This window comes from Micromonospora sp. NBRC 107095 (assembly GCF_030269705.1).
In the GTDB taxonomy this organism is placed as follows: domain Bacteria; phylum Actinomycetota; class Actinomycetes; order Mycobacteriales; family Micromonosporaceae; genus Micromonospora; species Micromonospora parva.
Genome location: NZ_BSTU01000002.1, coordinates 216,910 through 230,502, shown reverse-complemented (window position 1 = coordinate 230,502; position 13,593 = coordinate 216,910). Strand labels below are relative to the sequence as shown.

Below are 13,593 nucleotides of genomic sequence, written 5' to 3'. Positions count from 1 at the left end.
AGATGGAGACACGATGAGCACGGCCAGCCAGCCGTCCGCGCCGCACGTCGCCGACAGCCACGACCTGATCCGCGTGCAGGGCGCGCGGGTGAACAACCTCAAGGACGTCAGCGTCGAGATCCCGAAGCGTCGGCTGACCGTGTTCACCGGTGTCTCCGGCTCCGGCAAGAGCTCGCTGGTGTTCGGCACCATCGCGGCCGAGTCGCAGCGGATGATCAACGAAACCTACAGCGCCTTCGTGCAGGGCTTCATGCCGACGCTGGCCCGGCCCGAGGTCGACCTGCTGGATGGCCTGACCACGGCGATCATCGTGGACCAGGAGCGGATGGGCGCCAACTCCCGCTCCACCGTCGGCACGGCCACCGATGCCAACGCGATGCTGCGCATCCTGTTCAGCCGGCTCGGGCAGCCGCACATCGGCCCGCCCAACGCGTACTCCTTCAACGTCCCGTCGGTGAAGGCAACCGGTGCGATCACCGTCGAACGCGGTGCCGGCAAGACGAAGACCGAGAAGGCGACCTTCAACCGTCTCGGCGGGATGTGCCCGCGGTGCGAGGGCATGGGCGCGGTGACCGACATCGACCTGTCGGCGCTCTACGACGACAACCTCTCGCTCAACGAGGGCGCGATCACCATCCCGGGCTACAGCATGGAGGGCTGGTACGGCCGGATCTTCCGGGGCTGCGGCTACTTCGACCCGGACAAGCCGATCGCCAAGTTCAGCAAGCGGGAACTGCACGACCTGCTCCACCGGGAGCCAACCAAGATCAAAATCGACGGGATCAACCTGACGTACGCGGGCCTGATCCCGTCGATCCAGAAGTCCTTCCTCGCCAAGGACATCGACGCGTTGCAGCCGCACATCCGCGCCTTCGTGGAGCGCGCGGTGACCTTCACGACCTGTCCCGAGTGTGCCGGCACCCGGCTCAGCGAGGAGGCCCGGTCGTCGAAGATCAACGGAAAGAACATCGCCGACGCCTGCGCCATGCAGATCAGCGACCTGGCCGCCTGGGTGCGCGAGATCGAGGAACCGTCGGTGGCCCCGTTGCTGGCGGGCCTGCAACACCTCCTCGACTCGTTCGAGGACATCGGGCTGGGCTACCTGTCGCTCGATCGGCCGTCGGGCACCCTCTCCGGCGGCGAGGCCCAGCGCACCAAGATGATCCGCCACCTCGGCTCCTCCCTCACCGACGTCACCTACGTGTTCGACGAGCCGACCATCGGGCTGCACCCGCACGACATCCAACGGATGAACGAGCTGCTGCTCCAACTGCGCGACAAGGGCAACACCGTGCTGGTCGTGGAGCACAAGCCGGAGGCCATCACCATCGCCGACCACGTCGTCGACCTCGGGCCCGGAGCCGGCACCGACGGCGGCACGGTCTGCTACCAGGGCACGGTGGCGGGCCTGCGGGCCAGCGGCACCATCACCGGCCGCCACTTCGACGACCGGGCGACTCTCAAGGAGACGGTGCGCACGCCCACCGGCAAGCTGGAGATCCGGGGCGCCACCGCCAACAACCTCCAGGACGTCAGCGTCGACGTACCCCTCGGGGTGCTCGTCGTCGTGACCGGCGTCGCCGGCTCCGGCAAGAGTTCGCTCGTGCACGGGTCGATCCCGGCGGGCGCCGGGGTGGTGTCCATCGACCAGGGGGCCATCCGCGGCTCACGGCGCAGCAACCCGGCCACGTACACCGGCCTGCTCGACCCGATCCGCAAGGCGTTCGCGAAGGCCAACGGGGTGAAGCCGGCGCTGTTCAGCGCCAACTCCGAGGGCGCCTGCCCGAGCTGCAACGGCGCTGGCGTGATCTACACCGACCTGGGGATGATGGCCGGCGTCGCCGCACCCTGCGAGGACTGCGAGGGCAAGCGGTTCCAGGCGTCGGTGCTGGAATACCGGCTCGGCGGCCGCGACATCAGCGAGGTGCTCGCGATGTCGGTGACGGAAGCCGAGAAGTTCTTCGGCGCCGGCGAGGCCCGTACGCCGGCCGCGCACGCCATCCTCGACCGGCTCGCCGACGTCGGGCTCGGTTACCTGAGCCTGGGCCAGCCGCTCACCACCCTCTCCGGCGGCGAGCGGCAACGGCTCAAGCTGGCCACCCACATGGCCGAGAAGGGCGGCGTCTACGTCCTCGACGAGCCGACCACCGGCCTGCACCTGGCCGACGTCGAGCACCTGCTCGGCCTGCTCGACCGCCTCGTCGACGCCGGCAAGTCGGTGATCGTCATCGAGCATCACCAGGCGGTCATGGCGCACGCCGACTGGATCATCGACCTCGGCCCCGGCGCCGGCCACGACGGCGGCCGGGTCGTCTTCGAGGGCACGCCGGCCGACCTGGTCGCCGCCCGCTCCACCCTCACCGGCGAGCACCTGGCGGCGTACGTCGGCGGCTGACGATCGACGCTCACCCGACCGGCCGTTGTTCGCGCCGTCCGGTGCCGACCACGAGGGCTGCGCAGCTGACGCTGACCAATCCGAGGACGATGGCGGTCGGGGTGACGTACCCGGGCACTGACGAGGTGACGTACGTGCCGCCACCGCTGAGGCGGCACTCGAAGTGCAACGGGAGGAAGTCGACGTCGTACCCGACGACCAGGCCGGCCATCTGTGGCCCGGCCTGGCGGCAGGGTTCGACCGGGGAGGATCCGGCGCCACCGTCCTCGGCTTGCAGCACCGCGTAGCCGAGGTGGAGCAGACCCCAGGCGTACATGGCGACGGCGCCCGCCCCGACGAGGAGCGCCGCCGCCCGCAGGCGAGGTGACCGTTCGCGATTCCTGAGGACCGCGCGGATCCCACGGACGGTGAGGACGGTCGCGATGACCGCCCCGGCCAGCACCGCGAGTAGCAGTCCGAGAAACAGCATGGTCGACAATGCCCTTCTGTACCTGATCGCACTTACGCCTCGCCCGCCCCACCGGCGTTGCGCGTACCTGGACCGGTGGAACGGGGGGCGGTTCGCCGAGCCTCGCCAGGCCAGGCCAGGCTCAGATGGTCAACCTGATCCGGCGGCGTCGGGCCGACAGGGTCAGGAGGACCCCGAGCACGGCCAGCGCGGCGCCCACGCCGGCGACGACGCCGACCTGACCGCCCGTGATTGGCAGCCCTCCCGTGTCATCCTGGCTGGGCGACGGAGCAGGCGTGGCCGGATCCGGACTGGACGACGGAGCGGGCGTGGTCGGATCCGGGGCGGCGCAGGGCGTCGCGGGCGACGGCGCGACCGGAGAGGTGGATCCGGCGTCCTGGACGACGAGGTCCGCCTCGAGCGGGAAGTCCATCGTCGGGGACTGCCACCCGCCGTAGACGCGTCCCTCGATCGGCGAAGCCTTGTCGATGCGGAGCTTCACCGTGAAGGTCGCCTGGTCGCAGGCACGGATCACCGACTCCACGTCACAGAGAAGCATGTCGCGATTCTCGGGGAGGTCCAGCGTGCCGCCTGCGCTGTTCGGCCCTGCGGGCTCGTCGTTCGGGTCGCTCTCGACGTACTTCTCGCACCCGCTCGGCTTCTCCAGGACGGTCACGCCCACCGGCAGCACGACGAGGACGTTGGGGTACGCGAGGCCGTAACTCTTGACGTAGTCGAAGCGGCTTCGGTTCTGGATCCCGAACCGCACGGATACGGTGTCTCCTGGGTTGCCGCTGACCGTGTCGCCGACCGCAGCGAGGTAGTGCCGGGCCAGCGCCGCGTCCATAGGGATGTTGATAGAGCCGATGCTCTGTTGACGGTTGGTGTTGACCTGCGGCACGTTACGGTCGGTTGCCGGCGCGGCGGTGTTGTCGGTATTGAGGATGCGTAGGACACCACCCTGCCCGGGCGTGCCCACATCCACCGGGGAACTGGCCTGACGTGCCGCCCATTCGGTCAGCGGCCACAGTCGATAATCGAGCGACACCCTGGTGGGCCTGAAGATCGGCTCTCGCGCCTTGAACGGTAGATCCACCCGCTGGCCGCGGGCCGGGTCAACCCGCTGCCGGAAGGTGCAGGTGCGTAGATGGTCCCCCTCGTAGGTGCAGTTCGAGTACGTCTTCCGGACGGCGACGAGATCGTCGGCAGAATCGTTGTCGAACACCGCCACCACGCCGTGCACGAACCCGCCGAAGCCTCTCAGTTGCATGCCAACTGTGAACTCCTCGCCCGGTTTCGTCAGCAGGGGACCCGGGGTGCTCGGCGTGTTGGCCTCGTAGATTTGGACGTCCTCCGCGACGGTTGCCGTCGCCTCATCGCGGACGGTCCGCCTACCGTCCGCTTCGACCGTTATCTTCACCACGCCCGACGCCCCGACCGGCGCGTCCGGAAATGCTTTGAGCCCGATCGCCGCTGGGTGTCCGGTGTTTGTGACACAGGTGATGACGGCACCGACCTGCTCGCATTTATCAAACGGGGAGGAGTCAATCGAGGCGTTCGCCACGGCGGCCAGACCAGAGGTGTCGAAAGTGGTCGTCACCTTCCCGCGAATGGGCTGGGCGGCGCTCACGTGTACTTCGAGCGGCGCCGGGCTGCGGGTTTCGTATCCGCTGGACCGGACCGTCTTCGACACGAAGACATCCGCGACGCTCACCTTGAGGTCGTCGTCGAGTGCGGCGGACGCCGAGGCAGGCGCCACAGTGCTGAGAGAACAGGCAGCGGCAAAAGCTGCGGCCCACCGTAAGGATTTCGAGATTGGCATCCGCTCGGCCTTCATCAGGGGCTTACTGAACGGCGCAGCCTAACATGATCCAATTCATGTCGTGGCCCCGTTGAATCGCTGGTCCCGGCGTCCGTTAAGTGCTTTCCGCGCCATTGAGGAGACCTTATGGTCGCTGCCGCCGACCCGGGTTGCGCCCGATCAAGCCGGGCGGGTCGAGCCCCGGCCTGGTACGGCGGCGGAGATTGTGATCATGCGGCCATCGGGAGCGGGCCCGGACCTTGTGCCGCATGCGGGAGGTCCGGGGTGTGACGCGCGAGTGCTGACGTCGGCGTGACGTCCTCGGCGGCATGCCGGCTCAACAGGTGCGACGTGCCGGTCCCGGCCATCGGGACAGCCGGACGCAGAAGTAAGGCCCCTGACCGGGATTCCCCTGGTCAAGGGCCTTTTCGTGCTGATCATGGATGGTGCCCCCGGCAGGATTCGAACCTGCGCCCCCGCCTCCGGAGGGCGGTGCTCTATCCCCTGAGCTACGGGGGCTCAGCGACTGGAGAAGACTAGCAAACCTCCTGTGCGTACGCCGAATCGGTATCGGGTGAGCCGATCGTGTCCGACCGGCCCACCCGGCGCTCAGGCGGCTACCGCCCGTCCGCAGCTGGGCAGCGGGTGCAGGACGATCCGCCGGGGGAGTCGGCGGGGCCACTCGTTGCGGGGCCAGGAGCCGTCCACGATCAGGTGCACGGTGCGCTGTTCCTCGCCGCTGAGTCGCAGCACGAAGTCGCGGGGCAGCGGCGGGTCCACTGTCGGTGTGGTGATCATGAAGCGGACCCGGCCGCGGGACGAGACAGCGGAGATCACGTCGGCGGCCGGCATCGTGCCGCGCAGCCGGACCCGGCCGATCCAGTAGACCTCCGCGAGGTGCTCCTGGGCAGCCCGGGTGATCGCCGGGTACTCGCTGCGGACCCAGCGCTCGACCGCGCTGACGCAGAGCCCGCAGGCCCGCTCACGCGGCTCCCGCGGACCCAACCCCCAGGCCCGCAGGTACGCCCCGACGGCGCCGGCGTCCAACGGCAGGTCGAAGCGCCGCTGGATGAGCGTGGTGAGGCTCTGCCGCGTCCACAACTCCTCGTCCAGGCCGAACTCGTCGGGGTGGACGCCCCGCAGCGTGTCGATCAACTCGAGTTCCTGTTCGCGGCTGAGCATTCCCGGCTCGCCCTGCCGCTGTCCGCGACGGACGGCTGCCACCGCCCCGTCACCACCGATGGTGTGGCGTCGGCACCAGCTGGTGACCGAACGCCGTGCGTCTCTGAGTGCAACCCCCACGTCTTGGGCAACGAGCCCGAATCGCAACTGGTCACGATATGTGGGGAGAAAACTCTCTAAGCAACGTAATCGCCTGTGCCACGCAAAACGACCACAAGCGACAAAGGCGGACGTTCAGGGCGCGTGCAGTCGTCATCCGAGCCTTGATCAACTCAGGTTCCTGAAAGTCGGGCTGTCCCGATCCGGTCGACAGCGCGGTTTCCTGAAACCCGAGTCGATCAAGACTTGAGGCGAGGCGGGGTGCGGTGGCGCGCGGCGGGTCGGGGCCGGGCGCGGGGTCGGGTGGCGGGGTGCGCGGTGGTGAACATGGCGCGGCCCGCGTCACCGCCAACCGTCGGCGGGGACGCGGGCCGGGTGCGCCGTCCGGAGGGTCAGCCCTTGGCTGCCTGCGCCTGGAGCTGCCGGAGGTTGTTCAGTTCGGTCTGCTGGGTGGACTTCATGGTGTTCGCCACCCGCAGCACCTCGGCGTTGTCGGTAGCGCCGAGCGCCGCGTCGATCATGTGGATGCCGCCCAGGTGGTGGTCGTACATCAGGGCCAGGAACTGCCGGTCGACAGCGATGCCCTGAGCCTCGCGCAGGGCGGTCATCTGCTGCGGCGTGGCCATGCCGGGCATCAGACCGTCCTTGACGGTGGCACCGTCGGACATCCACGACATCGGCGGCTTCGACCCGGTCGGGCTGAGGCCCCACTCACGCAGCCAGGTCTGCATGGCGCCGATCTCGCCCTGCTGCCCGGTGGCGATGTCGACAGCGATCTGCCGCACCTCGGGGAGGGTCGCCGACCGGTACGCGATCAGGCTCATCTCCACCGCCTGCGCGTGGTGGGTGGTCATGTCCCGGGCGAAGCCCGCCTCGACCGAGGCGTCACCGGGTTTGGTGAGCCGCGGGGTGAGCAGACCGCCCGCGTACCCGAGGAGGAGTCCCACCACCAGCATGATGGCGAGCGCCAGCACGCCGTAACGCGACGCCGGGGCCCGGCCGCCCTCGTCGGGGGCGGCCGGGATCTCGTCGTGCTCGCTGTCGGTGGTCGCCGGAGCGGTCATCGCGGTCCTTACTGGGTGGGCTGCTGCTGAAGCTCACGCGGCGTGGTGCCGGTGGCGGTGATGCCGGTGTTGCAGAGCGCCGTCGGACCCTCGACGGAGGCGTTCACCCGCAGGTCCTTGATGAACTCGTCGATCCGCGAGTCGTCGGCGTTGTCGACCTTGAGCTGGTAGCCCCAGGCCTGCAGCGAGATCGGCTTGTCCAGGCCCTCGTACGGGCTCATGAACGTCTTTTCGACGCCGCGCACCTTGCCGGCGAGCTTTTCGACCTGGTCGGTGGGCAGGTCGGGGCGGTAGGTGATCCAGACCGCGCCGTGCTCCAGGCTGTGCACCGCGTGCTCGTTGGCGATCGGGGCGTCGTACACGTCGCCCATGCAGTTCTGCCAGGCGGCGTTGTGCACCCCACCCACCGGCGGCGAGTACTTCCAGGTCAGCGGGCCCGACTTGTGCGACTCGTACTTGAGGCTGTCCGGGTCGGACTTGCGGATGTTGACGATGCCGTCGATGGCGTTGGCCCGCTTGTCCCACGGCTTGGAGCCCTGGAACGACGCCCAGGCGCCGTACCCGATGATGCCGGCAGCGAGCACGCCCACTGCGACGAAGAGCGCGATCGGCCCCCAGGCGCGGCCCTGGCTCACCTTGACCGGGGCGACCGGCTTGCGCGGGCCCTTGCCGCCGGCCCTGGGGGAGCCCGCCGGCTTGCCCGTCGGCTTGCCGGAGCCGGCCTTGGCGCCGGACGCCGGCCGGCCTGCGGCCGGCTTCTTGCCGGTGCTGACCACGGTCGGGCGGCGCTCAGGGCCACCCGGGGTGCTGATGCTCATCGTGCCTCGTCAAGTCGGTCGGTCAGGGGAGTGGCGGGCCGGATGACGCGCAGGGGAGCCGCCGAGTGCCCGAGTCTACCCCCGATAACATGGCTGGGTGACTCCTGCAGAACTAGCCTCGGTCGTCCTTGCCGCCGCCCACGCCGTCTTCGAGCAGCGTGGCCTCGACCGCGCCGCCCTGCCGGCGAGCACGGTGGTGGAGCGACCGCGCAACCCCGAGCACGGCGACTACGCCTCGACGCTCGCGCTGCAGTTGAGCAAGAAGGTCGGCGTTCCGCCCCGGGAGTTGGCGACGGCCCTGGCCGACGAGTTGGGTCGGGCGGCGGGTGTGAAATCGGTGGAAATCGCCGGGCCGGGCTTCCTGAACATCCGGCTCGATGCCGCTGCCGCCGGTCAACTCGCGCGGATGATCGTCGAGGCCGGCCCGGAGTACGGCCGCAGCGACCGGCTTGCCGGCGAGAAGATCAACCTGGAGTTCGTCTCGGCCAACCCGACCGGCCCGGTGCACATCGGTGGGGTCCGGTGGGCGGCCGTCGGTGACGCGCTGAGCCGGCTGCTGCGGGCCACCGGCGCGCAGGTCGGCACGGAGTACTACTTCAACGACGCCGGTTCGCAGATCGACCGGTTCGCCCGGTCGCTACTCGCCGCCGCCAAGGGCGAGCCGGCTCCGGAGGACGGTTACGGCGGGGCGTACATCGCCGAGATCGCCAGCGAGGTGCAGGCCCGCCGGCCGGAGGTGCGCTCGCTCGACGACGACGCCGCCCAGGAGATCTTCCGGGTCGAGGGCGTCGCGCTGATGTTCGACGAGATCCGCAGCTCGTTGCGCGACTTCGGGGTGGAGTTCGACACCTACTTCAACGAGAAGGACCTGCACGACCGGGGTGAGTTGGACCTGGCGTTGAACCGGCTGCGTGAGCAGGGGCACCTCTACGAGTCCGAGGGCGCTACCTGGCTGCGTACCACCGACTTCGGTGACGACAAGGACCGGGTGCTGCGCAAGTCCAACGGCGAGTGGACGTACTTCGCCGCGGACTGCGCCTACTACCTGGACAAGCGGGAGCGCGGCTTCGAGCGGGTCGTGATCATGCTGGGTGCCGACCACCACGGCTACATCGGCCGGATGAAGGCGATGTCCGCCTGCTTCGGCGACGACCCGGAGCGCAACCTGGAGATCCTCATCGGGCAGCTGGTCAACCTGCTGCGCGACGGCGCCCCGATGCGGATGAGCAAGCGGGCCGGCACGGTGATCACCCTGGAGGACCTGGTCGAGGCGATCGGCGTGGACGCCGCCCGGTACGCGTTGGCCCGCTACTCCAGCGACTCGCCGATCGACATCGACATCGAGCTGTGGACCCGGGCGACCCGCGACAACCCGGTCTACTACGTGCAGTACGTGGCCGCCCGGACGGCGGGCGTGGCCCGCAACGCCGCTGAGGTGGGGCTGGTTCCGGGTGACGCCGACGCGTTCCGCCCCGAGCTGCTCGACCACGAGAAGGAGAACGAGCTGCTCAAGGCGCTCGCCGAGTTCCCGGCGGTGGTGGCCACCGCCGCCGAGCTGCGCGAGCCGCACCGGGTGGCCCGCTACCTGGAGGAGAGCGTCGCGGCCTCCTACCACCGGTTCTACGACAACTGCCGAGTGCTGCCGCTGGGCGACGAGGAGGTCACCGACCTGCACCGCGCCCGGCTCTGGCTCAACAACGCCACCCGCACGGTGATCGCCAACGGTCTGCACCTGCTCGGCGTCTCCGCACCCGAGAGGATGTGATCGCGTGCGAGCGCGAGGAGTGAGCTTGCGAGCCCCGCAGTCGCGAAGCGGAGACAAGCAATGAGGGCTCATGAGGCTGGTGCGCTGCACGCGGACATCAGCAACCAGGGGCCGGCCTGGCTGCGTACCCCTGCCGACGTCAACGCCCTCGTGCCGGCGCTGTGGCCGCGGTCGGTGACGCGCGGCGCGGACGGCGCTGTCGCCGTCGCGGGCCTGAGCGTCCGCGACATCGCCGCCGAGTTCGGCACCCCGGTGTACGTCCTGGACGAGGCCGACCTGCGCTCGCGCTGCCGCGACTTCCGGGCGGCCTTCCCGACCGAGGACGTCTACTACGCCGGCAAGGCGTTCCTCTGCCGGGCGGTGGTCCGGATGATCGCCGAGGAGGGGCTGCACCTGGACGTCTGCACCGGCGGTGAGCTGGCCACCGCGCTGTCGGCCGGGATGCCGCCGGAGCGGATCGGCTTCCACGGCAACAACAAGTCGGTCGCCGAGCTGGGCCGGGCGCTGGACGCCGGGGTGGGCCGCATCATCGTCGACTCGTTCACCGAGATCGACCGGCTCACCGCGCTGGCCCGCGAGCGCGGGGTCCGCCCCCGGGTGCTGGTCCGGGTCACCGTGGGCGTCGAGGCGCACACCCACGAGTTCATCGCCACCGCCCACGAGGACCAGAAGTTCGGCTTCTCCCTCGCGGGCGGGGCCGCCGCGAACGCCGCGTTCAAGATCCTCGACGAGGGTGTGCTGGAGCTGCGCGGTCTGCACTCGCACATCGGCTCGCAGATCTTCGACGCCAGCGGCTTCGAGGTCTCGGCCCGTCGGGTGCTCGCCCTGCAGGCGCAGATCCGTGACGCGCGCGGGGTGGAGCTGCCCGAGCTGGACCTGGGCGGTGGCTTCGGCATCGCGTACACCACCCAGGACGACCCGGCGACACCGCAGGATCTGGCCAAGCGACTTCGCAAGATCGTCGATTCGGAGTGCGCCGCGGAGAACCTGGCCGTGCCGCACCTGTCGATCGAGCCGGGCCGGGCCATCGTCGGGCCGGCCGTGTTCACCCTCTACGAGGTCGGCACGGTCAAGGATCTCGACGGCCTTCGGACGTACGTCAGCGTCGACGGTGGGATGAGCGACAACATCCGCACCGCCCTCTACGACGCGTCCTACTCGGCGACGCTGGCCTCGCGCGCCTCCACCGCGCAGCCGTTGCTCGCCCGCGTGGTGGGAAAGCACTGTGAGTCCGGGGACATCGTGGTGAAGGATGAATTCCTGCCCGCCGACGTGCAGCCCGGAGATCTTGTCGCAGTGCCCGGCACCGGTGCGTACTGCCGAAGCATGGCCAGCAACTACAACCATGTGCCCCGGCCACCCGTGGTCGCGGTGCGCGACGGCCAGGCGCGCCTGATCGTCCGGCGGGAAACCGAAGAGGACCTGCTCGCATTGGATGTTGGATGACGTCACCTGTGCGCTTGGCGCTGCTCGGCTGTGGCACTGTGGGCCAGGAGGTGGTCCGGCTGCTGCACGAGCAGTCGGCCGACCTGGCCGCGCGGATCGGCGCTCCGTTGGAGATCGCCGGCATCGCCGTCCGCCGGCTCGGCCGCGACCGGGGTGACCTGCCGGTCGACGAGGACCTGTTCACCACCGACGCGCTCGGCCTGATCAAGCGCGACGACGTCGACGTGGTGATCGAGGTGGTCGGTGGGATCGAGCCGGCCCGCAGTTGGCTGGTCGAGGCGCTGCGCGCCGGCAAGAGCGTGGTCACCGCCAACAAGGCGCTGCTCGCCGAGGACGGGGTGGCCCTGCACGATGCGGCCGCCGAGGGCGGCGGCGACCTCTACTACGAGGCGTCGGTGGCCGGGGCCATCCCGCTGCTGCGCCCGCTGCGTGAGTCGCTGCACGGCGACCGGATCAACCGGGTCACCGGCATCGTCAACGGCACCACCAACTTCATCCTCTCCGCGATGGACGCGACCGGCGCCGGCTTCGCCGAGGCCCTCGACGAGGCCACCGCCCTGGGGTATGCGGAGGCCGACCCGACCGCCGACGTGGAGGGCTTCGACGCGGCGGCGAAGGCGGCGATCCTCGCCTCGTTGGCGTTCCACACCCGGGTCGGCGCCGCCGACGTGCACCGCGAGGGCATCACCGAGGTGACCGCCGCGGACATGGCCAGCGCCCAGGCGATGGGCTGCACGATCAAGCTGCTCTGCATCGCGGCCCGGGGCGTGGACAGCACCGGCCGGGAGACGGTCAGCGTCCGGGTGCACCCGGCGATGATCCCCCGCAGCCACCCGCTGGCCAGCGTCGGTGACGCGTTCAACGCGGTCTTCGTGGAGGCGGACGCGGCCGGGCAGCTGATGTTCTACGGTCGGGGCGCCGGCGGGGCGCCCACCGCCAGTGCGGTGCTCGGCGACGTGGTCGCGGTGTCCCGTAACCGGCTCGCCGGGGTGCGGGCGGCCAGCGAGAGCGCGTACGCGGACCTGGCGGTCCGGCCGATGGGTGAGGCGTTGACCCGCTACCACGTGAGCCTCGACGTGGCCGACCGCCCGGGTGTGCTGGCTTCCGTGGCGGGCGTGTTCGCCCGGCACGACGTCTCGATCGCGACGGTGCGGCAGGGCTCGGCGGGCGGGCCAGCGGGCCGCGACGGCGACGCCGAGCTGGTCATCGTCACGCATGTGGCCCCGGACGCCGCGCTCGCGGCGACCGTCGGCGAGCTGCGTGGGCTGGACATTGTCCGGTCGGTGACCAGTGTGCTGCGGGTCGAGGGCGACGCCTGAGTCGTTGCACCATCGACGGCACGGCTCGCGCGTCCCGTCAGGTGGGTTGGTCGGGGTCTGCCCTCGACAGCTCGGGCAGGTTGGTTCAAGGTGGCCCGAACGAGGTCGGCGCGCGGGGCCAGAGGCGAGGAGAAACGACATGTGGCGGGGTCTGATCGAGGCGTACCGGGATCGGCTGCCGGTCACCGCGGCCACGCCGGTCGTCACGCTGCACGAGGGGAACACCCCGTTGTTGCCGGCGCCGGTGCTGTCCGCCCGGCTGGGTTGCGACGTGCACCTGAAGGTGGAGGGTGCCAACCCGACCGGCTCCTTCAAGGACCGGGGGATGACCCTCGCGGTGTCCAAGGCGGTCGAGGCCGGCAACAAGGCCATCATCTGCGCCTCCACCGGCAACACCAGCGCCTCCGCCGCGGCGTACGCGGCTCGGGCCGGGCTGACCTGTGCCGTGCTGGTGCCGCAGGGCAAGATCGCGTTGGGCAAGCTGGCCCAGGCGCTGGTGCACGGCGCGAAGCTGTTGCAGGTCAACGGCAACTTCGACGACTGCCTCGCGACGGCCGCCAAGCTCGCCCAGGACTACCCGGTCGCGTTGGTCAACTCGGTCAACATCGACCGTCTGCACGGGCAGAAGACCGCCGCCTTCGAGATCGTCGAGGCGCTCGGTGACGCGCCCGACATCCACTGCCTGCCGGTCGGCAACGCCGGCAACATCTCCGCGTACTGGATGGGATATTCGGAGGAGATGGCGGCCGGTGCCACCACCCGGACGCCGAAGATGTACGGCTTCCAGGCCGCCGGGGCGGCCCCGATCGTGACCGGCCAGGTGGTACCGGAGCCGTCGACCATCGCCACCGCGATCCGGATCGGCAACCCGGCGAGCTGGACCAAGGCGTTGGATGCCCGGGACGCCTCCGGTGGCCTGATCGCGTCGGTGACCGACCGCGAGATCCTCTCCGCGTACCGCCTGCTCGCCCGCGAGGTGGGGGTCTTCGTCGAGTTGGGCAGCGCGGCGAGCGTGGCAGGTCTGCTCCAGCAGGGCGCGGCGGGAGCGGTGCCGCCCGGTTCCACTGTCGTGTGCACGGTGACCGGTCACGGGTTGAAGGACCCGGAATGGGCGATTTCCACCGCACCGGCGCCGGTGACCATCGGGAACGACCCGCTGGCGGCGGCCCGCGCCCTCGACCTCGCCTGAGCGCGCCACCGTCCGGGTGGTGATCGACGGCGCGCGGGCGGCCCGGGGGCGGCGGGGGCCGAGGTAG

The 13,593-nt window shown here is 70.2% G+C and carries 10 protein-coding genes and 1 tRNA gene; 5 read left to right on the top strand and 6 right to left on the bottom strand.

Features of this window, described 5'->3' with window-relative positions; all coding sequences use genetic code 11:
* The first annotated feature begins 13 nt into the window (after window positions 1-13).
* Entirely contained in the window at window positions 14-2,395 is a 2,382-nt protein-coding gene (locus QSK15_RS13340) for an ATP-binding cassette domain-containing protein (RefSeq protein ID WP_285794542.1), read from the top strand.
* 10 nt (window positions 2,396-2,405) lie between these two features.
* Here QSK15_RS13340 and QSK15_RS13335 read toward each other — a convergent pair whose 3' ends face one another.
* The 6 genes from QSK15_RS13335 to QSK15_RS13310 form a co-directional block, all read right to left on the bottom strand.
* The gene (locus QSK15_RS13335) at window positions 2,406-2,864 is read right to left on the bottom strand and encodes a hypothetical protein (protein ID WP_285794541.1); all 459 of its coding nucleotides are present in this window, start codon (window positions 2,862-2,864) and stop codon (window positions 2,406-2,408) included.
* Between the two features lie 121 nt (window positions 2,865-2,985).
* The gene (locus tag QSK15_RS13330; protein ID WP_285794540.1) at window positions 2,986-4,680 is read right to left on the bottom strand and encodes a hypothetical protein; all 1,695 of its coding nucleotides are present in this window, start codon (window positions 4,678-4,680) and stop codon (window positions 2,986-2,988) included.
* Between the two features lie 408 nt (window positions 4,681-5,088).
* A tRNA-Arg gene (locus QSK15_RS13325) sits at window positions 5,089-5,163 on the bottom strand.
* Window positions 5,164-5,253: 90 nt separating this feature from the next.
* The gene (locus QSK15_RS13320) at window positions 5,254-5,946 is read right to left on the bottom strand and encodes a winged helix-turn-helix domain-containing protein (RefSeq protein WP_279519737.1); all 693 of its coding nucleotides are present in this window, start codon (window positions 5,944-5,946) and stop codon (window positions 5,254-5,256) included.
* 371 nt (window positions 5,947-6,317) lie between these two features.
* Window positions 6,318-6,989, bottom strand: a complete 672-nt coding sequence (locus QSK15_RS13315) for a DUF305 domain-containing protein (protein ID WP_285794539.1) — start codon at window positions 6,987-6,989, stop codon at window positions 6,318-6,320.
* A gap of 8 nt (window positions 6,990-6,997) precedes the next feature.
* On the bottom strand, window positions 6,998-7,807 hold the full coding sequence (locus QSK15_RS13310; RefSeq protein WP_285794538.1) for a thioredoxin-like domain-containing protein: 810 nt from the start codon (window positions 7,805-7,807) through the stop codon (window positions 6,998-7,000).
* Between the two features lie 97 nt (window positions 7,808-7,904).
* Here QSK15_RS13310 and argS point away from each other — a divergent pair, with 97 nt between their 5' ends.
* The 4 genes from argS (at window position 7,905) to thrC (ending at window position 13,526) form a co-directional block, all read left to right on the top strand.
* Complete coding sequence (gene argS, locus QSK15_RS13305; RefSeq protein WP_285794537.1) at window positions 7,905-9,572, top strand: arginine--tRNA ligase; 1,668 nt, start codon at window positions 7,905-7,907, stop codon at window positions 9,570-9,572.
* Window positions 9,573-9,632: 60 nt separating this feature from the next.
* Entirely contained in the window at window positions 9,633-11,018 is a 1,386-nt protein-coding gene (gene lysA / locus QSK15_RS13300; protein WP_279519732.1) for a diaminopimelate decarboxylase, read from the top strand.
* An 8-nt stretch (window positions 11,019-11,026) separates the two neighbouring features.
* Window positions 11,027-12,337 carry a homoserine dehydrogenase gene (locus QSK15_RS13295; RefSeq protein WP_285795109.1) on the top strand — a complete coding sequence of 437 codons (1,311 nt, stop codon included), beginning with the start codon at window positions 11,027-11,029 and terminating at the stop codon, window positions 12,335-12,337.
* Window positions 12,338-12,476: 139 nt separating this feature from the next.
* Window positions 12,477-13,526, top strand: coding sequence for a threonine synthase (gene thrC, locus QSK15_RS13290; RefSeq protein ID WP_279519731.1), 1,050 nt, complete (start codon window positions 12,477-12,479; stop codon window positions 13,524-13,526).
* The last annotated feature ends 67 nt before the right edge of the window (window positions 13,527-13,593 follow it).